The sequence below is a fragment of the Ktedonospora formicarum genome (genome assembly GCF_016587355.1).
In the GTDB taxonomy this organism is placed as follows: domain Bacteria; phylum Chloroflexota; class Ktedonobacteria; order Ktedonobacterales; family Ktedonobacteraceae; genus Ktedonobacter; species Ktedonobacter formicarum.
Genome location: NZ_BNJF01000001.1, coordinates 3,180,369 through 3,204,879, shown reverse-complemented (window position 1 = coordinate 3,204,879; position 24,511 = coordinate 3,180,369). Strand labels below are relative to the sequence as shown.

Here is a 24,511-nt window from a genome sequence, read left to right as displayed (position 1 = left end):
CTCTCCTTATGCGAAAACCAGCCCTCATACGAGGGTTGATGTTCGTTGTAACGTACGCGCTCAGGTTTTCGCATAAGACCATAGGGAAGAATGCAAAAGTGCCATCATTCCCATCTCCAGGGCTTCTCAAGAGTCGCCAGCTTGTCAAATCACAGAGATGACAGCTTTTGAGAAGCCCTGTATCCCTTATTACGGATAAGTGGCCTTCCTGGATGAAAGGAGCTCGATATCAGGCAACAAAACCATTTCTCAGTGGGCAACGCTGCTTTGCTTCAAGCGTCGCTCGCGTTGCTCCTGGAAGAAGCGTAAGAGTTCATCCGCTTCCAGCGTATTAGGAACATCTTCAGCGGAGAGCCAGCCCTTACGCGCGATGCCAATGCCATAGAAGACATCATCGAGCCCCTCGGTCGTATGCGCATCAGGTCCAATTGGTACCTTCAGGCCCTTCTCGCGGCCCTTGCGCACCAGACGCCAATCCAGGTCCAGGCGCGATGGATGAGCATTGATCTCAATGCAGACCCCCTCTCGCGCAGCCGCGTCAACCACGGCCTCCATATCTAATGTATACCCTGCTCTACCAAGCAAAAGACGACCCGTAGGATGAGCGATAATTGAAGTATAGGGATTCGCAATGGCGCGCAACATGCGCCGCGTCTGCTCCTCCGGTGTGAGGTTAAAGTTACTGTGAATTGAGACAATCACAAAGTCAAAGCCAGCAAGCAAGTCGTTCTCAAAGTCAAGAGTGCCATCTTTTAGAATGTCACATTCGATGCCCTTGAGAATACGGAAGCGTCCCTTCAGTTCCGCGTTCAGGCGGTCAATCTCTTCCCACTGTCGGCGCACATCATCCTCTGAGAGGCCACCAGCATAGGCCGCCGCCTTACTGTGATCGCTCAAACCAAGGTAGGAGTAGCCACGCTCAATGCATGCATCAACCATCTCGCGTATGGTCCTCTGCCCATCGCTATAGGTTGAGTGTGCATGTAGGATGCCGCGCATATCACTCTGCTCTACAAGCTTAGGAAGTTTGTGTTGAGCAGCGGCTTCTATCTCGCCTGTATCTTCGCGCAACTCAGGAGCGATATACTCAAGATTGAGCGCAGCATAAATATCGCTCTCCTCGTGGCAGGGAATCAACTCCTCGCTTCCATCGCTAATCTTAAAGAGGCCATAGTCATTGATGGTCATGCCCATATTTTGCGCACGCCTGCGGAGCGGAATATGGTGCTCACGCGAGCCCGTGAAATGATGGAGGGTCGAGGGGAACTGACTATCGCTGACTACACGCAGGTCCATCGCGATGCCACTGGCAAGGACCACGCTCGACTTGGTCAATCCCTTCCCTGTAATCGAAAGAATGCCGGGTTGTGAGGTAAAGAAAGTCATGATTTTCTCGCGCTCATCCTGACCGGCACCATCGCTCACACTAACGACCATATCGATATCCTTCACCGTCTCACGGCGGCGACGCAGACTTCCCGCCACCTCCAGGCGTACAATCTCAGGGAGCGTCGCAAGGGCAGCGCGTATACGCTCGGCCTCGGTGAAGGCCACATCAAAGCGGAAACGGTCCGCATGCTGCTGCAAGAAGGCAATCCCTTGAAGAATCTTCTCCTGCGTCTTCTTGCCAAAACCAGGGATCTTCGCCACCTTATCATCTTTGCATGCCTGCTCCAGATCGGCTATGCTCTTGGGATGTAACTCATCATACATGGCGTTGATCTTCTTGGGGCCAACTCCCGGAATGCGCATCATTTCCAGCTTCACGGCTGGCGTATTGGCTCGCAGTTCATTCAGGATAGCGATGTGGCCCTCCTGGACAGCCTCTTCGACGCGCTTGATAAGCGTGGCTCCTAGACCAGGAGTCCCCTTGAGCTTCTTCTGTTCCACCAGTTGTGTGAGATCGCCATCCAGGCTATTGAGAGCACGCGCGGCATTCTCATAAGCTCGCTGCTCAAATACATTGCTATCGGCCTTGAGGGCCAGAAGAGATGCAATCTCTTCTAACATTGAGGCGACTTGTGCTTTATCCATAACATTCTCTTTCATTCGATCTTTGCCGTATAAGGTTTACGCGCAAGAGAAGATACATAAAGGGTACGTGGATTCAAGGATCGAGATGGAAGTCAAAGTATTCGGACGAGGTCACGCCCGTTTCAAAAGGGTGGCGCCCTCGTAGATCACGATTCAGGTAGCGCTTACAATCAAAATGCACCAGCAGCCAGCAATAAAGCGGATCGCTCACAAAGACAGCATCCCAGGGATGCTCTTCTCCCAGGTCAAGTACTTTGTTACAGACAAAGCAATGCGCCATCCGCACTTGCACTGCCTGCTCGAACCAGGATAAGACAAACTGATGCATATCATCGAGCAGCATATAATCCAGACAGTCAACTGGATAGCCAAAATCTATGGGATCTGGACATTCACGAAAGTCACTGTCAGCACGGCTAAGTGCGACCAGCGGGGCCTTGACGACGACTTTGATCTCATCGTCTACCCCATCAGTATACGCACCTGTCGTAGTGCTGGTAAGCAGGAGACCTTCACGGGCAAACCAGGACAATAGTTCATTACGCATATACTCAATATTGTACTACAAAACAGACGCCCTGTAACGAGCGTTTGTTCTATTTTTCGCACCTTCGACACAGGTCAGGTCTGCTACCAACAAACAAATAAAGATTCCCTGTACCTTGAGGCGGTCACCTTGTCTTGCGTGACAATATCCTGTATAGTAATTAGTGCAATATTAGTATGTTTCACATCAGGGCACACCACATTTATATTAATTGCTATCTAAATTATTGATCATCCTCTTCCTCTTATAAAATTTCTCTTGAAAGGTGCTTAATGAACAATTACAGCGAGGTTCCTGTAGAGCAGCGACAACTTATTGGTCAACAGTTAGGTAATTATCGTCTGGTCCGATTGCTCGGGCAGGGTGGCTTCGCAGATGTTTATCTTGGCGAACATATTCATCTTCAGACACATGCAGCTATTAAGGTCTTACGGCTTACATTGACCGCTGAGAATATGGAAAGCTTTCGGAAGGAAGCCCAGGTCATCGCACGCCTTGAGCATCCCCATATTATCCGTATCCTGGATTATGGCGTTGAGCATGGTCTCCCTTACCTGGTTATGAGCTATGCCGCGCATGGCGCGATCAGTCGCCACTACCCTCGCGGCACGCGGATCCCTCTACCCACACTCATAAGGCTCCTCAAGCAAACAGCGGGGGCCTTACACTACGCACATGGTCAGCGCCTCATCCATCGCGATATCAAGCCCGAAAATATCTTGCTCAACCAGAACGATGAGGTTCTATTAAGCGATTTTGGGATTGCCCTGGTCGCACAGACTTCACGCCAGACAACGCTAGATGTCGTAGGGACCGCGACCTATATGGCCCCAGAACAACTAATGGGGAAACCTTCACCCGCCAGTGACCAGTACTCGCTTGCGATTGTGGCGTATGAATGGCTCATGGGCAACCCGCCCTTTAGTGGCTCCTTCCCCGAGGTATGTGCGCAACAGCTGAACGCTCCTGCCATCGACCGCACCCGCAATAATGCGCACCTCATGCCAGAACCGATTGCCCAGGTCTTAGAAAAAGCTCTGGCAAAGGACGCCCAACAGCGCTTCCCCGATGTCCTGGCCTTCGTCAACGCCTTTGAGCAGGCTGCCCAATCATCAACGCACACTAGCACGGAGAACGTCGAACCAACCAAGCTACGTTTGCCAGCCCAGCCCCATGCTCCTCTGTCACATCAGAACGGCGATACAATCGGATATCAGAGCGAGGGTCTTACCGAAAAGACCCCAGCCTTAACCCCGCCTATAAACACCGCTGGGCCACGTATGCTACTCCCATCGCGATCTGTCCATAGCGAGAGGCCCATTAACGTCTCTCCACAGCAGAACGGATCACAGACGCCTTCATATAACATCAACTATGTTCCAGTTGGGCAAGCCTCTACTGGACGCTCCTGGCATACAAACGATGGGTATCGCCTTCCATCTAATCTCACACCCAAACGACTAATACTCATAGGAGGGCTGATACTCTTAATCATCATTCTGCTTATTAGCATCTTCCCACTAGGGAAGGGAACATCCCAAACTAGCTCCCAGAAAACACCAGTAGCAACATCTACAGCAAAGACAACCACTACAAAACCCTCGCCCGGAAGTATTCTCTACCAGGCTAACTGGTCGCAGGGGGCCGACGGTTGGGATCTTAAGGGCGGTTGGCATACAATGAATGGCAAGATCGGCATTGACAGAGAGGACGCTAGATCCGATATGGATATCTTCGCGCCCTTCCAACCTGCCATCGCCAGTTATATCGTTGAGACCCAACTCACGTTCAATGGTTTCGGTGGACCTGGCGGTAAAGACGAGGATAAGCACAAAGGTGGACCAGCCGATGGCGACGACTATGGCGTCATTGTACGCTTCAGCGATGGGGGCGGCTATGCCTGTGGTCTGGATAGAAATGCCGGGGCCTACATCGCCTCACTACACGATAATCATTTGCAAACGCGACTGACCAACGTGGGCTATTCGTTCGCCAGCGGAAGCCATACCTTCCGCGTCAAAGTCCAAAAAAGCGAGATCACGCTTATCATTGATGGACAACCAATAGCCCACACCAACAGCGATACGCATATGACACCGGGGCTGGTCGGTTTGCGTAGCAACAATGCGATCATCGAAGCCACAAACTTCAAAATCATAGCCTTATAATAAGGACAGCTTGTTTTTATTTACTTATTCACAAACCTGAGCACGTTCGGGTTGATACGAGACCAACGTCGCTCTTGCGACGTTGGTTTTGCTTAGGTCTCATGCGAAAGCCCATGCCGCTAGCGACCGCGAAGGCAACATCGATGTTCGTAGCAACAACCGCGCTCAGATTTTCCAATGAAGTTACAGAGGGGGAAGATGAAGGATAATCACGACGACCTGTTGAATCAGCAGCTAGGTAACTACAAGCTAATCAAGCTTCTTGGGCAGGGGGGCTTCGCTGACGTCTACCTGGGCGAGCATATTCACCTTCACACGCAAGCCGCTATCAAGGTCCTGCGCATCCGACTCACTAGCGAGAATGTTGATAACTTTCGATCCGAGGCTCAGACCATAGCGCATCTGGAGCACCCGCACATCGTACGCATTCTCGAGTACGGCGTCGAGCGGGATAGGCCTTTCCTGGTTATGAGTTACGCCCCACAGGGCTCGCTACGCAACTTACATCCACGTGGAACGCGTTTGCCCCTCTCTACCATTGTTACCTACACGCGGCAGGCAGCAAGCGCCCTGGAGTATGGGCATCAGCAGCGGATCATTCACCGTGATGTCAAACCAGAAAATATGCTGTTAAGCAAGGACAACGAAGTGCTCCTCAGTGATTTTGGTATCGCGCTTATCGCCCAGAGTTCCCATCAAAGCGCCCCTAACATCACAGGAACAGCGATCTACATGGCTCCCGAACAGACACAAGGTCGTGTGGTGCCCGCGAGCGATCAATATGCCCTGGCAGTCGTAGCCTATGAATGGCTCACGGGCGAGCCCCCCTTCAAGGGCTCTATGGCAGAACTGATTGCGCAACATCTTACCGCCCCAGTGCCACCACCACAAGACAAAGTGCCGGGCATAGCACCTGACATCGTTGGCACACTCTATCGCGCGCTTGCCAAAGGTCCAGAGCAGCGCTTTCCTTCTATTACAGACTTTGCCGATGCTCTGGCAAAAGCAAGTGAATCCACTCAGCTAAGCGCCAATCCTACGCCCATCATTCCGCCACCTCCTCCAGGAGCACAGACACCCATCATTCCGCCACCTCCACCCCAGATTTTCCCAATCGACCCATATCAATCACGCTCTATACCAACACCGAATATGACCCCTTCTCATCCCGTGCCTTCCGCACCCAATTATCCACCAACCAGAACAGCACCTCCGCCTGCAACGCCAAGCTATACGCCTATACAGTCAGTGCCACCCACCACACCAGCCCATCCCCCAGCGCCGGTGCAACCAACACCGTCATCACCCTCACATCCCTCAAACGCCTATGCAGCCTTCTCACAATCAGTACCGGCACAACCAACAAAAACCGTACCCGATGTGAGTGGTTTCGCGACTATTCATCAACCACAGACGCCAACGCCACCAGCGGAACCTAAAGTGCCCCTGAGTGTCACAACGCAGGAACATAGCTCACAGCCAACACGGAAGAGCAACCAGCAAGAGCGGAATACACTCGCACAACCACCAAAAGCGCCGAAGAAGCGCAGAGGTAAAGTATGGGCCCTGGTTATCACATTATTGTTACTCATACTGGTTATAGCTGGTGGCGTCTTTTACGCTAGCACAATGCTCTTGCCCAAACAAAGCGCCTCAACGCCCACTGCCGTCACGCAGACCACACCAACGCCAACACCAACACCAACTATGACACCGACGCCAACCATGACGCCTACACCTACGGCGATTCCAGAGACAATTCTCTACCAGGCCAATTGGAACACAAACGCGGATGGCTGGAAGATTGGAAAACAATGGAAGTGGATCAGCAATGGGTCTCTAGGGAGTGATGGTACCAACCAGGATGGGAACTATACTCTTATCGCGCCCTATAAGCCAACCAGTAGCGACTATGCGGTAGAAGCGGTTATACAATATAATAACAGCGTCTCAAGCGACGCAAACTTCAACCTCGTAGCCAGAAGCGTGACTGGGAAGAACGGCTATGCAGGCGGCATAAATGCCTCCAATAACGACGCCTATATCGCGCACCTTGATAACGACTCTGCCACTGACGAGACGAACAAACAGGACTATACCGTAGATAACACCCAGCACACCTATCGCCTGGAGGTCAAGGGGAATGTCGTCACGTTCCTGATCGATGGGCAGCAGGTCAGTCAGATCACGGATAATCGTTATACAGAGGCAGGGCAGGTGGGGCTACGCTCCAAGTATGCCGATATCAATGTCTTCAGCTTTAAAGTCGTCGCTCTGACGGCATAAGGTCATTTTGAAGCAAGGGCACACAGCATTGCTGGAACCAAACATAATAATGGGAAGGGTTAGCCAGGTGAGCTTGATCACCTGGCTAACCCTTCCTCATCGTTAGCAGTCTCACAAACCTATAGTGAGACGTTGCGCTTAGCGATTAGTTGATGTACTTATATTAAGAGGAGTATTGGTCGCGAACTCGCGCACAAGCTTGTTGAAATTCACAGCTTGCTCATCTTGCAAATGATAGCGACTCTTATCCATAATGCGTACTTCTATCGTGGAGTTGACACGCTTGAAGACCCCACTCACTTCGCTAGGCGTTAGTTCGCCCTCACGCCCCCACACTGCAAGCACGGGCACTTGCAGGCGCGCGAATGGCTCATGCACATCCATCGTCAGGCCATTGCTGAGTAAAGACGAGCCCGCAAAAGATGCTCCAGGCTGATGCGCGCTGGTAAAGACATACTCGACCAACTCGTCAGAGATCAGGCCAGGATTATGGTAACCAAGTTGATCATAGTAGCCTCGAATAGCCTGACGTGAGGCAAGCATATTATAAAGAGCCTGTCCTACAATTGGTGCACGCAACAGAAGACGCCAGGCGCTCTCTAATGGGCTCGGATAGTTCTCCTGCAAGATCGATGGAGAAGGCTCAACCAGAATCAAGCGCTCAAAGAGTTCCGGGCGGCGATAGGCATCCGCGATAACAAAGGCGCAGCTTTGGCCGTGCGCAATAACAGTGACAGGCTTATTGATGACCTCGCGCAGGAAATCGTGTATCAGGTCAGCATAGGTTTCGGCATCATACGCCACCCCTGGGCGATCCGAGAGACCATACCCCAGCAGGTCGATAGCATACACACGGAAATTCTCGGCCAGAGCATCCAGATTCTTACGCCACTCATAGGATGATGCGCCCGGCCCAAAACCATGAATAAAGAGGAGAGGTTTCGCGTCGCGAGCCCCCTTGACGCTGTAAAACATATCGCCATATTTCCAGGGATAGCGTCGCTCCTCGCCAGTGAGGACAGTATCAAGTTCGCCAGCCATCGACTCGACCATCTTGTTATAAATAGCCAGAGCTCCCAATGCGCCGCCTACTAACAGTGCGGTTGAAGCCAGTTTCTTCGCGAAACCCATATGCGTAATAACTCCCTTTTTATATATCGAGACCACGATACAAGCATGGTTGCCAGTCCCGCATCAGACTACATAGATTACTATACTCAGATTGAGAATATCTTTGGCGTTACACATCAATCGTCCGACATGCAGATGCAGCACCCGTCACGCCGCACTTTATTCACAGAATACAATATATCTGTTACTATAGCATGGACTCGAAGATCACACAAAGCAAACAGGACATTCTGAGCATATTATAGAGCAGATATAGATTTATATTCCTCTACTCATAACACGCAAGTGGCCAAGCTTCTGACGACACAAAGAGAGAAGCTTGCTAACACTTCAGTGGAACATCGTAAAGCGTTTGCACCAAACACAGCCAGCTTGTATACTGCTGGGAGAAATCAGATGACACTTTGCATCATCAATGAGATATACGACACAATACCCAGAGGAAAATAGAAACTAATGGCCGATATATCAACCAAATTATTATTTGCTCCCGCAGTTGAAGAGGCATTACATGAGGGAAAGGCCGTAGTTGCCCTGGAATCGACTGTCATCTCACATGGATTGCCTTATCCTGAAAACGTCCACGCGGCACAGTCTATGGAAAAGGCTATTCGTGAGGAAGGAGCCATCCCAGCAACGATTGGTCTGATCGATGGCAAAATTAAAATTGGTTTGAGTAGCGAAGAACTAGAATTCTTCGCTACCACTCCTGGCATCCATAAAGTCAGTCGTCGAGACCTTGCTTATGCTCTGGCAACGAGACGCCTGGGAGCAACAACAGTCGCAGGAACAATGCTCTGCGCTAGCATGGCAGGTATCCGCTTTTTCGCCACGGGTGGTATCGGTGGTGTCCATCGTGGGGCAGCCGAAACCATGGACATCTCCGCAGATCTGACGGAGCTGAGTCGAACGCCCGTCATGGTTGTATGCGCGGGCGCAAAGTCAATTCTGGATCTTGACCTGACTATGGAGTATTTGGAGACGCAGGGAGTACCAGTCCTGGGCTGGCAGACCGATGAGCTACCGGCGTTTTACGTACGCGAAAGTGGCTTCCGCCTCCCCTTGCGTGTCGATGATGTTGAGACAATGGCGCGTATCGCCTCCGAGCAATGGGAATGTGGGCTCAAAGGTATCGTCGTGGGCTGCCCCATCCCTACCGAACATGCCATGGATCCCAAGCCACTAGAAGCGGCTATCGATGAAGCGCTACGCCTGGCACAACAGCAAGGAGTAAAAGGGGCTGCAACGACGCCTTTCATCCTGGGGCACGTAGCACAAAGCACTGGTGGAACCAGCGTCGAGGCCAATGTCGCTCTGCTCATCAACAATGCCCGCTGGGCCGCGCGCTTCGCCCACGCGTACCACATCAACCGACAGTAGAACACAATATATTAGATTGATAAGGGGGGAGAAGCCATCGCAGAAACAATGTGATGGCTTCTCCCCCTTTATCTGGGTATTATTAGAGTGAATCCCAAAGGGCACAAAAAAGGTAGGGAGTTGAGGGGCAGGCAATCAGAAGCCGCCTCCTATCATATCTCCCTACCGATGTGTGCTGACTTTAGGATTTTGAAGTGAAAATCTCATCTGAGAAGAAGCGAACCCACAGCACCACGACAGCCAATCCTCCGATCAACGCGAAGAAACCCATCGCGCCGCCCGCTTTGTCTGTGCGGAAAGGGAAGAAGAGGATCATCGCCATCCAGACCATTGTCAGGGTCACTGTCCAGTTAAGTTTGGTTGTCTCTGGATTCGAACGATAGAAGAGATTAAAGAAGAAGATAATGAGCAAGCCAACGAGGATGACCAGAGGCTTGAGTGGCGTAAGATCGTTACCAGTATTTGTCCAATCAATGACCAAGTTGCCATTGACAAACACAAAAGTAAAGACCCATGCCAGGGATAAGACCGCGCCCCAGATAACCTTGCGCAATTCTATAGGACTATTCACCGTATGCGGCTCCTTTCGCGGAGGGTTTTGCCAGATACTACCTATCGAAAACCTGAGCGCGCTAGCGGAGTCGGTTTTCGCATAAGACCATAGTGAAAACTGGTTGAACACGCAGGCACTTCTACAATCTTATACGAAAGCAACGACGCTAGCACAACCAGCGCTTAGGTCTCCGTATGTATAAGGAGTAAGTACCATGCGTAATGGTAATCGTATTGTAGTCGTTGCGCCAAAATAAATCAATATCTCTGCTTAGCCTGTCCCAGCCTCCCTCAACAAGGCCCACACCGAGCTACTCCGCCTTTCGCACTCTCCCTCTGCCACTCTCTGCATCAGAATACGCTGCTGAGATTAACTAACTTCTAGCCCAAACCTCTCAGTGCGCTGGCTCGCGGGATTGGTTTTGCAATATGCCCAATCCCGCGAGCCAGCGCGGACAGAGAACAATCTATAATGGAACCATTTAATCCCTTAATGACGATAGTGGCGGCGGCTGGTAAAGATCATAGCAATAGCATAGCTATTGGCAGCCTGGATTACTTCTTCGTCACGCCTAGCTCCCCCGGTTGGATAATAGCAGTCACACCAGCCCGAGCGGCGGCTTCGACTCCATCGGGGAATGGGAAGTAAGCATCGGCAGCAAGCACCGAACCACGCGCGCGACTCCCAGCCTTTTCCAATGCCAGTTGGACGCTCGCCAGGCGGCTCATCTGTCCCGCTCCAACCCCAATTAATGACAGTTTATGCGCCAGGACAATCGCGTTCGATTTTACCAGACGCACGACCTTCCAAGCAAACATCAGGTCTGTGACCTCTTCCAAATTGGGGTCCCGCTCTGTCACAACCGTATATTCGATCTCCTGCTCCCCCTGGTAATCTGGTGTCTGAAGCAAGAGCCCTCCCTGGATTGAGCGTACATCAAGAGGATACTCTGGTCGTAACTCTTTTTTAAGCCCATGGGTGCTTCGCTTCTGCGGCTTGTGTAGACAATGCGTTGCTATCAGGCGCATCGCGGGCTTCTTACGTAATAGAGAGAGTGCCTCTTTACTAAAAGAGGGTGCGACCACCGCTTCATAGAATAGCTGGCTGAGTTCGTGCGCGACGTCACCATTCACCTCTCGGTTACAACCAACAATACCACCACTGGCGGGAATAGGATCACCTGCGTGAGCCTGCTGGTATGCTTCGAGCAGCGTATCCCCGCAGGCCAATCCACAGGGATTAGTATGCTTAATAATAGCCACGGCTGGCACCGTAAAGGAACTCGCGGCCTCAATCGCTACATTTAGATCCAGCAAATTGTTATAGGAGAGCTCCTCACCTTGTAGCATCTCTGATGTTGCCAGAGACGGTTCAACGCACGCGCCATGTGGAGTGTCAGGCTGTGATGGCATTACCCAACGGTATAAGGCCGCTCGCTGCTGTGGATTTTCTCCGTATCGTAACGCCTGCACATAACGTAGGGGAAGCGTCAATTCATCGGGGAAGAGGTCACCACCTGAAGAGCGCAGATACTCAGCAATGACGCTAGCATAACTTGCAGCATATTGAAAAGCGATAGCAGCCAGTCGACGCCTGGTCCCCTCGCTTACCTCACCTTGCTCTCGCCACTCCTGAAGTACTAAGCCATAGTCTTGTGGGCGGACTAGCACCAGCACATCTGAGAAATTGCTGGCGGCAGCTCGGACAAGTGTCTCACTACCGATATCAACTTGTTCCATTATCTCTGTTGTAGATATCCCTTGTTTTACGCTAAACGCGGGAAAGTTGATCACAACCACATCGATTGGCTCGATTTGATGTACACGCAAATCCTCTTTGTGGCGGGGGTGGTCTCGACGCGCCATGATACCAGCCAGGAGGGTATAATGCATTTTTTGCAATTTCCCATCCAGAATGGCGGGTAATTGAGTAAGTTCTTCAATAGGAGCGGCCTGGATTCCAGCCTCCTGTAGCGTCCTTCGTGTGTTCTCTGGAGAGAAAAGCGATACTCCCAGATCTCCCAATTCCTGAGCTAACCGAGTCACCCCTTCGCGATTCGCCACGCTTATCAATGCTCTCATAAAAAAACCTTTCAAACATCACCAAGCACTGCAATGTGCTCGTAGCTCCTAACAAAAACGTACCACACAGCAGTTGCCAGCACAGGACCGCCATGCTATATCAGATGCCATCTTTCCATATCAGTATAGACCAGACCATAGCCTCTACATCTTCTCCGAAAATCTGAATGCGACAGCGGCGTTAATTTTAGAATAAGACCTTAACCAATTTTTAGTACTTTACAACTAAATTGTCATATAAGCAGGCCAAGCGCAAAAAAAAGCATGGTAATATTCCTAGCAGAACCATCATACATAGTTGCAGGCCACAAATAGCTATGCCATTTCAGTGCGTTTCTTAATGTATCACTTCATTGATACATAGATGCTTACTATTATGCAGCAGTTGTCTGGAGATCAGGTTTACAAGGTAAGGGCTTTACAGGAGATACAGAGAACAGGAAATAACATACTGACAAACTAACAGTCGCTCGATAGTATGACAGTTTGAGACAACAAGTATTTTAGCGACAGTCAACCGTAGTACATCAAATGGAATGCCCACTGTGATGGATGGTTCTCAGAGAAGGATCAGAAAGGGGACACTCGATACAATGCAAACTCTCCCACGACCCCAATCCAACAGCAATGACGTGGAGCAGGATGAAGGTGGAGAACACTACTCGCTCCCACCAAAGCGTAAACGCGTCAAGCCAGTCGTCCTGGCTAGTATTGCTCTCACACTTATTCTGCTGCTAGCAGGTACAGGCACCTATTTTATCGTCCAAAGCCACCCGAACACACACGCCGCCGAAGACAATCCCAACTGTACAATTATCGTACCTCAGAATCCTCTAAGCGCGCAGGGATTAGCGACGCCTTATCTGTTACAAGCAACCGATCCAGCTCAAGGTCCCTGTCACGAAGCAAACACAGGACAATCAGCCTTCGTACAAAGCGCGATCATCGATCCAGCGACCGGGCAGGTCTCTATATACGATCCCCTGATCATCGATAAAGGCAGCACACCAGCAGTCAAACCAGTCGTGCCCAAACTGCCCCAGAATGCCATTGTCGCCCTCTGGTTTGGCTCCAACGGTGACACTCTCACTTTGAAAGGGAACCGTAACGCACTTCAACAGGGCAAATGTGTCAACGGGCTTCCTAATGATCCATTTGGGCAATATGCCTACTGCAATGCGCCAGCCTTCTTCGCAGCTGCTAATCAGGCAATCAAGAATGGGAAACTCAAGGTGCCTGCGATCACAAAAGGGAAAGATGGCCTCCCCTGCCCAACCGTACGCGACTTCTTTGTCGTTGACCAGGATCAGAGCGATAACGTCACCACCACCTACCTCGCGACCGATGACGGAAAAATCGCGCAGATGAGCGCCGCCAACGCGCAACAATTGCAGGGAGCACAGGCTATTAACAATGGTAGCGACAATCGCCTGGTCGCTATTGCACTGGACAACGCACTTGGCTGTAAGCCCTGGATGGCACCTAACCTGGAAGATCCGGGGCAGATGTCAACCTCACTGGCTCTCAATGAGCTCTTCGCGATGGTTCGCCAGGGGCCACCCGTTGCTCTCATTCCCAATGGGGACCCGATGGTCTTACATAATGACCAGCCTAATATGCAGAAGCTTAACCTGTATCGTGTGGGTGTAAACCAGCCAGAAATCAAGCAGGCCAGTCAGGCAAGCACCAGACTCTACTGCACAAACCTGCTTGCGGTCGCTCCACAACGTATGATCACAGATTCACGCTTCACTATCCGCCAGCCATCGCCAGATACAGACGCAGCCAATAACCTCTTCACCTTCCTGGCGCAACGCTTCAACGCAACCTGGGGCAAGGAAGATGGTCTTGACTGCAAGGGGCTCCTCAACGTCAACTCACCCATTCAAGTGAAAACAGATGACAACGGAGTTGCCATTAACGCAACCATTCAGGACATCAAGTTCAACATGCCTATGGATTGCTCCGTTAATGGCGTTCTAATTCCTGGCTGCAACGGCACCACGACAATCAATGGCGTCAGTTGTACACTCGCCGTAGACCGTGCGACCCGCCGGGTACTCATCAATTGTCCGCAGCCTGGACAGAACAAGGATGAGAAATAGCTCCTTGCTCTCATCAGTTAAAAAGGAGTTTTATATGCAAACATTGCCCAGACCTGATATACATGAGTCGCCTACTGTTAGCAGAGACTCTTTGAAGCGCTCAAAACGACGTTTCCCAACATTTCGCGTCTTGGGCATTGCCCTACTACTAATCACACTGCTTGGCGGAGGATACGTCCTTGTCAACCAGCCGCATAAAGGCACACACGCTGCTGACGCGAACGCGAATTGCTCGTTAATCGTGCCCGCCAATCCACTTAGTGCCCAGGGATTGGCAACCCCTTATCAATTGCAGGCAACTGACCCTAACGCCGGTCCCTGTAATGAAGCGAACGCGGACCAATCCGCCTTTGTCCAGGGTGCAGTCTTTGATCCCGCCACAGGGCAGATTTCGATCTATAACCCCTTAGTCATCGATGCTGGCTCAGAACCAGCGGTCGCTCCAGTTGTGCCCAAGCTACCCGCGAATGCCGTTGTGGCACTCTGGTTTGGCTATAATGGGGATACACTGACGTTGCAGGGACAGGGTAACTCACTACGCCAGGGACGCTGCGTCAACGGACTTCCCAATAACCCCTTCGGTCAATTCGCCTATTGTAACGCTCCGGCGTTCTTCCGCTCGGCGAACCAGGCCATTCGACAGGGCAAGCTTGTACCGCCACAACTCGGCCAGGGGAGCGATGGGCAGCCCTGCCCAACTGTGCGCGACTTCTTTATTGTTGACCAGGACCAAAGCGACAATGTCACCACGGTCTACCTGGCTACCAATGATGGCAAGACCGCTCAGATGAATACAGACAACGCAGCGCAATTGCAAGGTGCGCAAACGCTCGTCAATGGCAGCGACAATCGTCTGGTTGCGGTCGCTCTGGATAACGCCCTGGGCTGCCAACCCTGGAGCGCGCCTGATCTGGCCTCTCCCGGGCAGATGGCGACCTCACTGCCACTCAATGAGCTGATGGCAGCTGCCAGGCAGGCCAGGCCAGCCGCTGTAATCCCTGTAGGCGACCCGATGACATTGAATAATGGCAAGCAGAGCATCACCAAAACCAATCTCTATCGTGTAGGTGTAAATCAGGCCTCTATCGCGCGAGCCAACCAGGCAAGCACGCGACAGTACTGCACCAATCTCTTACAGGTTCAGCCGCCACGCCTGCAAGCATTGATGGATCTGTTGCAACAGCAACCCTCGCCGGATCCGGCAGCGGGCAACAACCTCTTTACCTTCATGGCCCAGCGCTTCAACGGCACCTGGGGAGCCGATGGAGGCCTTAACTGTCAGGGTTTGCTCAACAAGAATAGTCCTATTCAAGTGCAGACCGATGACAATGGTGTCGCGATCAGTGCCACCATCAATCTCAACGCCAATGGGCAATAGCATCACCTGTTCAATAAAAGAAGGAGGCCGGTCATTGCTGACCAGCCTCCTTCTTTTATTTTCTTGCCTATGCCTCGGCGACTACGGCTTCCTGAACCTCGCCTTTCAATTCGGCGATTGAAGGGCGATCGGGGAACTCAGTCAGGATGTTCACGTGACGGCGTCCCTGGAAACCATAACCAAACTTGACATAACCATCAATGAGGGCGAAGAGCGTATGGTCGCGACCCAGACCCACGTTATCACCGGGGCGGATCTTTGTGCCGCGCTGGCGCACGATAATGCTGCCAGCGGTCACCAACTGACCATCAAAGCGCTTGACGCCAAGCATCTTGGGCTGGCTATCGCGACCATTGCGCGAGCTGCCCATACCTTTTTTATGTGCCATGAGATCTTACTCCTCTGTGCTGGTTTCGGCTTCTTGAGCCTTCTTGGTCGTACGACGGCGGCGAGGCTTCTTCTCCTCGACGGGCTGCTCCTCAACGGTAGGCTGTGTCTCAACGACCTCAGCCTGCTCGACTGGGGCGCTATCGTCCTTCGCCTCTGGCTTCTCACCAGTAATCAGGCTCTTCCCATTCGAGATAATGTCATCAATGCTGAGAATGGTCAATTCCTGGCGGTGACCGCGGCGATGACGATAGCGTTTCTTGGACTTGTACTTAAAGACGATCAGTTTTTCGCCGCGTGCCTGCCGCACAACGGTCGCAAGCACCTTGGCACCCTCGACGAAAGGCGCGCCTACAACGGAATTGTCAGCGTCAGAAACCAGCAGGACCTCGCCAATTTCGATCTGTTTTCCATCTTCGTAGGGAAGTCGATTGACCTCAAGCTTCTCACCTACAGAGACCTTGTACTGTCGTCCACCACTTTTAATTACAGCGAACATTTCTTTTAATTCTCCTTATAACATGCTGCCGAGCCCGCAATGATCTGCCATTCTGACAGTGGCACGGCTCAAGAACCCGCGCGCGATGAGAGGGATACGTGGGAGGCGTGGATGGGGGCCTTCCTCACAGTTCCACTTATGCTTTATATGCACCCTGAGCGCAACAACGGCATTGGGATCCACATAAATGCTTACGAAAACTCATCGATCTTTATGATTTGCGCCCATAGCCAATAACGAGGAAGAGGTGCTATGTATGAGAACAAGCAAGCTCACACGAACGGCCAACATGCGCGGGGCATGACCAGAAATGGTCAAATACTATGGATCATGCAAGAGAAACCGCCTACAAGTCACCACAGTTACCCGCAGACGATATATCACTACGTCCCATAGTGTGGGCACAACGATGCAAGCATATGATAGCAGTGCCAATACTTATGTGTCAAGCGCTTTATCGCAGACTTCGAAGAGCCAGCCCATCAAAGCAGGCTGTGTTGGAGGCAAGAAGGACATTTGCGCCTCCATGTTAACATTTGGAGGCTTTTCTGGTATCCTCTCTGCAAAGGCAAGCTTCGCGCGTTGGCGACCCATAGATCCACACTGAGGAGAAAACATAGGATTATGGACATATACGAGGGACTTAATGCCTGCCCAAATCTGGAGCGTTACTCAGACGATCCAATATATCATACCAGGGCAGTAGAGCAACAGACCGGGATTCGCTCCAATACGCTCCGCGTCTGGGAACGACGTTACAATTTCCTCAATCCTAAACGCGCTGGAAACGATTATCGACTCTATTCCGAACGTGATGTGATACTGCTTCGCTGGCTAAAAGAGCGCATAGACCAGGGTATGAGCATTAGCGAGGCTATTAACCTCTTTGATCATCTCAGTAAAGCCCAGCAGCAAAAGGTATTTACAACTCCCCTCAAAGAATCTTTCATCTTTCAGGTCGCCAGCCCACAACCTCCCACTCCAGCCAGGGCCTCGAAGGAAGAGACACGTGAACCACAAGAAGAGCCTCCTCCACGCCGAGAGGAAGAACATAATGTCTCAGAGCTTATACAAGAAACCGCACTATCCATCGCGGATGAGATAGTGCAGGTTGCCAAAAAACGCTTGCTCAACGCATTTCGAGAGTTAAACGATGCTGAAGCTCAGATGATCCTGACACCACTTTTGATTACGTATCCCCTGGAACAGGTTTGCGTAGATCTGATTACCCCTACTCTCTGGGAGATTGGTGAACTATGGGCTGCACAGGAAATTACGGTGACCATTGAGCATTTTGCCAGCAACTTCTTTCGCGGGCTACTCACTAACCTCTTTCACGCAGCCCCCAGACCCGGCAATGTCCCCCTGATACTGGTAAGTTGCGCTCCAGGTGAGCCTCATGAGATTCCAGCACTTATGTTGGCTCTTACACTTCGCTTGCATAATATGCGCGTCGCGTACCTGGGGCAAAGTATTGAAAGCGAGGGCTTGCTCCAAGCGATTCAGCAACTACAACCAGGAATCGTATGTGTCTCGCTCACCATCGCCGCTCACATGGGAAATCTGACCTCCCTGGCACGTCAAATTCAGAAGCTCACCACCTCACGTCCACACTTCATTTTTGGTGGGCAGGCATTTCTTAATTATCCACTCTTCGTCGAGGAAATACCAGGCACCTATCTGCATGGTACAATGGAAAGCATCGTACAACAGATACAATCCTTCTACACGTAATTTCAAGGAAAAACGGTATGAAACGTTTTCCAACCTATGGTTCTCTGGCCCTAGCCCTCTGCCTGGCAGCCTGGGCGGCCTCCTGGTTACGTATCGAGCCGCTATATCGCTATAGTTTCTTTCCACTCTGGCTTGGGTATATTCTCTTTATGGATGCGCTCAACAGGCACCTCCATGGAAGCTCGCTGCTAAAGAGAATGCGCGGGCGTTATCTGTTATTATTTCTGATTTCCAGCCTCTTCTGGTGGATCTTCGAGGGTCTAAACCATTTCGTGCAGAATTGGCACTATCAGCTAGATCAGCCATATACTCCGCTAGGCTACTTTCTCCTAGCCAGTCTTAACTTCAGTACTGTCTTGCCTGCAGTTATGGAAACGACAGAGTTGCTGACCAGCTTTAAGCGCCTGCACCCGCGCTTGCTTTCAAATCAGCCGGGGCCACGACTCCCACTTCCAACGCTTGTGGGAGCTGAAGTCCTAGGTGTGCTCTGTCTACTGCTGCCTATAATCTGGTCTCGCTACTGCTTCGGGCTAGTCTGGCTCTGTGTGATCCTCATCCTCGATCCTATCAACAACTGGTTCGGGCGTAAGTCAACGCTAGCCCATCTGGCGGTGGGCGATTGGCGTTTTATTGCCTTGCCACTTGGTACTCTCCTCTGTGGTTTCTTCTGGGAGATGTGGAACTTTTTCGCGCTTCCTCGATGGTATTACACTATTCCCTATGTGGGCTTCTGGAAGATCTTTGAGATGCCTTCACTGGGCTATATAGGCTATCTACCCTTTGGTTTGGAGCTCTTCGCGCTTTATCAGTTTGTATTGCTAGTTCTGCGGCAAAAGGAGGATTATCTCGCGTTTTAGAAATACCCTTATAACCGCTTTCAGCGAGGTATAAAAGAATGAGTAGAGACCAAACAAAAAGCAAAAACTATTTACCTCCCGGACAAAAACCGGCCCCACTGGCAGAGCTAACATGCTCAGGTTTTAGAGAGGTATGAGCCAATAGCGCTTTTGCAGAGGAATGGGGAGCTTACTATTTGGTTTACAGGTTACAGCATATAAGCTATACTTACGTGGAAATTTATGCGTTTTGGTTGTGTCTGGAGGATTTTGTCCGTGAAGATTACATGTAAACAGCAAGATTTGAGCCGGGGACTCTCCGTTGTCAGTCACGCGGTCTCAAGTCGCAGTACGCTACCTATTCTCGCTAATATTTTGCTGACGACCGATCAGGGTCGCTTAAAGCTTTCAGCGACCAACCTGGAGATTGGTATCAACTGCTGGATTGATGCGGAGGTACAGGAGGAAGGCTCAACAACCGTACCAGCCAAGACGATCTCAGACCTGGTTGGCAGCTTGCGTCCTATCCAGGTTGAACTCTCTGTTACAGATGAATCACATACAATAAACGTCAAGAGCCAGGGCACCAATGCTACGATCAAAGGCATGGACCCATCTGAGTTCCCCTTGATCCCCAGCACTGAGGGAAGCGAGACGCCTATCGCGCTGGATGCGAAACAGCTCAAAGAGATGATCACCTACGTTGCCTTCTCAGCGGCGGATGACGACGCGCGCCCCGTGCTCACAGGTGTTCACGTCGAGACCAGCAATGAGCAGTTAGTCTTCGCGGCAGCCGATGCCTTCCGTCTGGCAGTCATGTCTATCCCTCTGCCCGCAGGCGAGGCGCTGGCCGATACAATTTTGATTCCGGCGCGCACGCTTACAGAACTGGCGCGTATCCTGCCAAACGAAGGCACTGTTCAGATGATCGTGACCCCCAATCGCAGCCAGGTCCTCTTCCATACCGAGAATGTCGATATGGTGTCACGCTTGATCGAAGGAACCTTCCCCAACTTCCGAGGCATCATCCCTAAAGGGCACACGACACGCGCCGTCATCGAGACCAAAGAGTTCGCGGCAGCCGTCAAGACTGTCACTCCCTTCGCACGTGACAGCTCAAACATCGCGCGTATCAAAATCAGCAGCGGCTCTGAGGACGGTCAGGAGCCAGGCACACTGACTATCGAGGCCAATGCCGAAGATATTGGTAGCAATGTGAGCACAATCAATGCGGCAGTTGACGGTCCCGAGCAGGAAATCATCTTCAATGTTCGATATCTCTCAGACGTACTTGGCGTACTTACCACGCCAGAGGTCGCGCTGGAAGTTATCTCGGCAGCCCGCCCTGGCGCACTCAAGCCAGTTGGAGCAGCGGACTATACCTACATCATCATGCCAATGAGCACCAATCGCTAGTGGGCATTTCACTGAGAAGTGACCTTAGCCGGTCGCCTCTCAGTGCACCTTTGGCATGGTAAGCGAGCCACTTCACGGACAGGGTGTATGTATTTATCTCACCTCACACTTTCAAATTTTCGCAACTATGAACAACTGGAGATTTCTCTGGGGCAGGGCCTTTTCATCTTTTATGGAGAGAACGCTCAGGGGAAAACCAATCTGCTGGAAGCGGTAAGTATGCTTGCGACCGCGACATCCTTCCATGCCTCCAGCGACCGCGAAGTGGTTAATTGGCAAGCATCGGACCATGTCTCGCATCTCAAGGGGCGTATCGCACGCCCTGAAGACGATGTGCAGGTAGAGGTTATTGTCTTTGATCCAACACCCCCAACATTTGCTGGAAATTGGAATACGCCTTCTCCTCCCAAAAGCCTTGAATTGCCTGCCAATACCCCACGCAAGCGCCTCAAGCTCAACGGCGTCCCTCGGCGCACCATTGACGTTATCGGACAAATGAAGGTTGTCCTCTTCGCACCAGTTGATCTCCACCTGGTTGATGGCTCTCCTGAAGAGCGGAGGCGCTTTCTCGATAGAGCGCTCTGCCAGATCAATCCACACTACTGTCAGGCCATTGTGCGCTATCGCAAGGTGGTGACACAGCGCGCAGCCCTACTCAAACGCATTCGCGACCACCATGAGGACCCCAGTCTACTCGACTATCTTGACGATCAACTTGCGCAACTCGCGAACCAGATTATGTACGAGCGCAACCGCATGATTGAGGCCCTGAACCAGCTAGCCAATCCTTTACAAGAGGCTATTAGCGGTGGGCGCGAACAACTCAAGCTCGTCTACCGCCCTTCCTTCAAACTTGATGAGGCATGGTCGCTCCCCGAAGCTCAACAGCAATATATCAAGCAACTCCACGCACTACGACGCAAAGAGACATTACAGGGTGTATGCCTGCTTGGCCCTCACCGTGATGATCTCGAATTTCTGGTCAACGGTGTGAATATGCTCTCCTATGGCTCGCGAGGGCAGCAGCGTACCGCCGCACTCTCGGCAAAACTCGCAGAGCTAGCCTTTATGCGCGCGATGACAGGCGATGAGCCCGTCCTCCTCCTCGATGATGTCTTCAGCGAGTTGGACCAGATGCGCCGCCAGTATCTCTTACAGGAGGTATTCCGACATCAGCAAGTGTTGCTGACGGCGACGGATCTCGATGATTTTCCGCCCGAAATCTCAGAGAAGGCCCATATTTACAGAGTAGAACATGGCAAAATTACCCTCCCCACTGGTCCCCTACCATGACATTAAGAGTGCCATAGGGGAGCACAAGCTAAAGCTCTACGCCTCCCGATGGGATCCTTATACCGTGACGAGTTTTATCTCTGATGTTTAGTAATTAGGCGGCTGGCTTTTCTGGTTGGATTCTCTTATCAATACTTTTCAGCGCGGGATTCACAAGTAGAGAAAGAGTTGCGCACAGGTATATAACACCCATAATGATTAGAGAAGATTGGAGTCCAGTCCATTCAATCAGGTAGCCTGTCAGAATGACACCTATAGGAATACCACAGAGCGAACCCGCACCAATTCCCCCAGCACACGTGCACGCATCTCTTCAGGAATGCGCTCATATCCAACTGTCAAAAGCAACGGATTAAGTGGGCCACAGGCTAGCCCCGCTATCACCTGCACAACAATAAGAAAAGGGAGAAAAGGCCAGAAAGCGAGAGCCAGAAAACGCGTTCCTCCACCCAGAGTAAAACAAGTCCCCAGAGTCAGACGACGAGGCAGGCGATGACCAATCGCGCCATAGATAAGCGTTCCCAGGAAGGCCGCTCCACCAAACGCTCCAATCAGAACACCAAGAGGCCAGGGGCTATGGAAGAATTCACGTATATATACCGGGCAGATGACAGAGAAAAGCGCAGCGTCTAGCAAGTTTGTTACCAGGACTGTAATGATAATAGAAAACAAGAGTTTGTCACCATATATAAAATTCAGACCATCACGTAGGTCTGCCAGATAGCTCCTTACGCTAACGTTTTTAATTTTGGCATGAGGAACTGTTGTATGGACTAGCAGACCAATCAGGAGTGCGGAGAGGGCGAAGGAGACAGCATCTAGCCATAGGAGGTTGTTCGCGCTCACCCAGACCATAATAAAAGCTGCCAGAGGTGCGCCCAGCAGCCCTGAAAGGCGACTTAGACCATCACTGATCGAGGTTGCTCTCTCCATAGGAACATGCGCTCGCTGTACCAGATCTGGCAAGAGTGAGGAGCGCGCGGTCTCACCTGGAGATTTGAGCAACCCTCCGATGAAAACAAAGCAGAGCAGCTGCCAGAACGGCAGACCCACAGTCATATACAACAGAGGAATACAGGCCGTACAAACACAACTAGCAATATCGGCCCACACACTGGTGCGCTTATAACCCAGGCGATCTACCAGGGCACTGCCGAAGAAGGCTGAGAGGACGAGTGGGAGCGTCGTAAAGAAAGCCGAAATCGCAGTCTGCTCGACACTCCCGGTTGTCTGAAGCACAAACCAGGGGATTGCGAGTAGTGTCAGGCGATCCCCTACCAGAGAGATAATATTGGCGGTATAGAAGGCATACAATGGCAAGCGTGCAGGAGCAAGCTCAGGTTCCTGAGTTGCGGGCTTATCAGACATAGTTACCATAAAATCTAGATTCCCTCACTAAATGAGCGTAGCTCGCGATATGTCTCACGATCCAATAGCAGCGAAAAGCTGGCATTTTCCTTCATGCTCTCTAAGGTGACGACCAGGGCGGGGCGTCCTTCAGCTTCTACCTCACGCACTGGAAGCATACGCATGCGTGGATGCTCACGCCAGAAGTGCAAACCTCGGGGATGCGAGAGCACATGACCATCGAGTGCAATCCAGTTATCAACGTGGCAATGTGTGCATGAAGCATCTATTGGGGCATAGGGGCTATAAAGATCATTTAGCCAATCACGCGCGCTCTCAGGCATTTTTATGCTGACGGGTCCGACTCTTCCACACCTCGTACAAGTTATGCTGCCGCGCTCTAATCCTTCACTGTAGAAGGCATGGGCCCATTTCATGAGGCGCTTTAGCGCGGGCTTATAGCCTTTGATGCCCTGAAGTACCTGTGGCAGACGGCTAGCGGTCAAGACCGCATCAGGATGAGCACAACAAATGGGGCACTTTAAACGAACCAGGCCCTCTTGTGGATCAATTTGCCCGAGCAGGAGTTGTTGACCACAAAGCACGCACCAGAGCCGTGTCTCCTCCCACTCCTGGTGCTCCACTCTCTCTTGCATCTCCAAATCTTTGAGCAATAAACGGCGAAGAGCAAGCTTTCCGCGCTGTAAGCGCATTGCCACCGCACCAGGTTGGGTCCCCAGGCGCGCGGCGACTTCGCTCAAGGGAGTGTCCTCTACATAGCGCTGGATCATTACTGTACGGGTCTCAGGTGGCAGCAGCGCAAGAGCTCTATCAAGTAATTCGATGAGTTCCTTGCGCTCAAGCGTCACTTCGAGATCGTTATCATCAGCTAAAAGGCTGTTCAGATCCTTCTCATGCTCTTCACTCTCCAGGTGAAGCGACACAGAATGGCGCACAATATCTCTCCCCTGGCGCCGGAACCAGCGTAAGCAGATATTACGCGCGATCCCATTGAGCCATTGTGTATACTTCTCGGGGTCACGAAGTGTATTCAAATGCCTCCAGGCTTCTAGCAGTACCTCTTGCGCCAGATCCTCAGCACTGCCAGCATCTCCTGTAATCGACGCGCAAAGGCGAACCAGGCGCGCACGCTCCGCTGGTAACGCACACTCCAAAGTATTGCCAATCTGTAGGATTTGTTTATTCATACGCTATCGCCTCTCGCTTTGTGTCGCTATTTGATCTCTACTCATATGTCACCATTGGCGACAAAAATTCACGCCAAAAATAGGCAAATAAAGAAGAAAGCGCCCACATCTCACAATTTTTATACGTG

17 protein-coding genes and 1 pseudogene are annotated in these 24,511 nt (G+C 51.5%); 9 read left to right on the top strand and 9 right to left on the bottom strand.

The features are described 5' to 3' along the window. Nucleotides 1-249: 249 nt before the first annotated feature. Both polX and K3T82_RS13830 read right to left on the bottom strand, forming a co-directional pair. Complete coding sequence (gene polX, locus K3T82_RS13835) at nt 250-2,034, bottom strand: DNA polymerase/3'-5' exonuclease PolX (protein ID WP_220194028.1); 1,785 nt, start codon at nt 2,032-2,034, stop codon at nt 250-252. 73 nt (nt 2,035-2,107) lie between these two features. Further along, entirely contained in the window at nt 2,108-2,581 is a 474-nt protein-coding gene (locus K3T82_RS13830) for a hypothetical protein (RefSeq protein ID WP_220194027.1), read from the bottom strand. A 272-nt stretch (nt 2,582-2,853) separates the two neighbouring features. Here K3T82_RS13830 and K3T82_RS13825 point away from each other — a divergent pair, with 272 nt between their 5' ends. Together K3T82_RS13825 and K3T82_RS13820 are read left to right on the top strand one after the other, a co-directional pair. Next, entirely contained in the window at nt 2,854-4,749 is a 1,896-nt protein-coding gene (locus K3T82_RS13825) for a serine/threonine protein kinase (RefSeq protein ID WP_220194026.1), read from the top strand. Between the two features lie 198 nt (nt 4,750-4,947). Next, the gene (locus tag K3T82_RS13820) at nt 4,948-7,035 is read left to right on the top strand and encodes a serine/threonine protein kinase (RefSeq protein ID WP_220194025.1); all 2,088 of its coding nucleotides are present in this window, start codon (nt 4,948-4,950) and stop codon (nt 7,033-7,035) included. 138 nt (nt 7,036-7,173) lie between these two features. On the opposite strand, the gene K3T82_RS13815 is transcribed toward K3T82_RS13820, so the two are convergent. After that, entirely contained in the window at nt 7,174-8,166 is a 993-nt protein-coding gene (locus K3T82_RS13815; RefSeq protein WP_220194024.1) for an alpha/beta fold hydrolase, read from the bottom strand. A 456-nt stretch (nt 8,167-8,622) separates the two neighbouring features. Here K3T82_RS13815 and K3T82_RS13810 point away from each other — a divergent pair, with 456 nt between their 5' ends. Further along, a complete protein-coding gene (locus tag K3T82_RS13810; protein WP_220194023.1) occupies nt 8,623-9,546 on the top strand; it encodes a pseudouridine-5'-phosphate glycosidase in 924 nt (307 codons plus the stop codon). 181 nt (nt 9,547-9,727) lie between these two features. On the opposite strand, the gene K3T82_RS13805 is transcribed toward K3T82_RS13810, so the two are convergent. Together K3T82_RS13805 and purH are read right to left on the bottom strand one after the other, a co-directional pair. Beyond that, a complete protein-coding gene (locus tag K3T82_RS13805; protein ID WP_220194022.1) occupies nt 9,728-10,117 on the bottom strand; it encodes a hypothetical protein in 390 nt (129 codons plus the stop codon). 536 nt (nt 10,118-10,653) lie between these two features. Next, nucleotides 10,654-12,180, bottom strand: coding sequence for a bifunctional phosphoribosylaminoimidazolecarboxamide formyltransferase/IMP cyclohydrolase (gene purH / locus K3T82_RS13800; protein WP_220194021.1), 1,527 nt, complete (start codon nt 12,178-12,180; stop codon nt 10,654-10,656). Nucleotides 12,181-12,773: 593 nt separating this feature from the next. Here purH and K3T82_RS13795 point away from each other — a divergent pair. Beyond that, nucleotides 12,774-14,285, top strand: a complete 1,512-nt coding sequence (locus K3T82_RS13795) for a hypothetical protein (RefSeq protein ID WP_220194020.1) — start codon at nt 12,774-12,776, stop codon at nt 14,283-14,285. A gap of 34 nt (nt 14,286-14,319) precedes the next feature. Continuing rightward, complete coding sequence (locus tag K3T82_RS13790) at nt 14,320-15,663, top strand: hypothetical protein (protein ID WP_220194019.1); 1,344 nt, start codon at nt 14,320-14,322, stop codon at nt 15,661-15,663. Nucleotides 15,664-15,730: 67 nt separating this feature from the next. On the opposite strand, the gene rpmA is transcribed toward K3T82_RS13790, so the two are convergent. Further along, nucleotides 15,731-16,051, bottom strand: coding sequence for a 50S ribosomal protein L27 (rpmA, locus tag K3T82_RS13785; RefSeq protein WP_220194018.1), 321 nt, complete (start codon nt 16,049-16,051; stop codon nt 15,731-15,733). Nucleotides 16,052-16,255: 204 nt separating this feature from the next. Next, nucleotides 16,256-16,549: pseudogene (gene rplU / locus K3T82_RS49900) on the bottom strand (50S ribosomal protein L21); the annotation flags it as partial. A 624-nt stretch (nt 16,550-17,173) separates the two neighbouring features. Here rplU and K3T82_RS13775 point away from each other — a divergent pair. The 4 genes from K3T82_RS13775 (at nt 17,174) to recF (ending at nt 21,828) form a co-directional block, all read left to right on the top strand. Beyond that, nucleotides 17,174-18,283, top strand: coding sequence for a MerR family transcriptional regulator (locus tag K3T82_RS13775; protein WP_220194016.1), 1,110 nt, complete (start codon nt 17,174-17,176; stop codon nt 18,281-18,283). A 17-nt stretch (nt 18,284-18,300) separates the two neighbouring features. Continuing rightward, nucleotides 18,301-19,140, top strand: coding sequence for a hypothetical protein (locus K3T82_RS13770; RefSeq protein ID WP_220194015.1), 840 nt, complete (start codon nt 18,301-18,303; stop codon nt 19,138-19,140). Nucleotides 19,141-19,395: 255 nt separating this feature from the next. Next, complete coding sequence (gene dnaN / locus K3T82_RS13765; protein ID WP_220194014.1) at nt 19,396-20,535, top strand: DNA polymerase III subunit beta; 1,140 nt, start codon at nt 19,396-19,398, stop codon at nt 20,533-20,535. Nucleotides 20,536-20,622: 87 nt separating this feature from the next. Beyond that, nucleotides 20,623-21,828: a DNA replication/repair protein RecF gene (gene recF / locus K3T82_RS13760; protein WP_220194013.1), complete on the top strand. Its 1,206-nt coding sequence runs from the start codon at nt 20,623-20,625 to the stop codon at nt 21,826-21,828. 252 nt (nt 21,829-22,080) lie between these two features. Here recF and K3T82_RS13755 read toward each other — a convergent pair whose 3' ends face one another. Then, a complete protein-coding gene (locus tag K3T82_RS13755) occupies nt 22,081-23,205 on the bottom strand; it encodes an MFS transporter (RefSeq protein WP_220194012.1) in 1,125 nt (374 codons plus the stop codon). 5 nt (nt 23,206-23,210) lie between these two features. After that, entirely contained in the window at nt 23,211-24,383 is a 1,173-nt protein-coding gene (locus tag K3T82_RS13750) for an RNA polymerase sigma factor (protein ID WP_220194011.1), read from the bottom strand. Nucleotides 24,384-24,511: the final 128 nt, after the last annotated feature.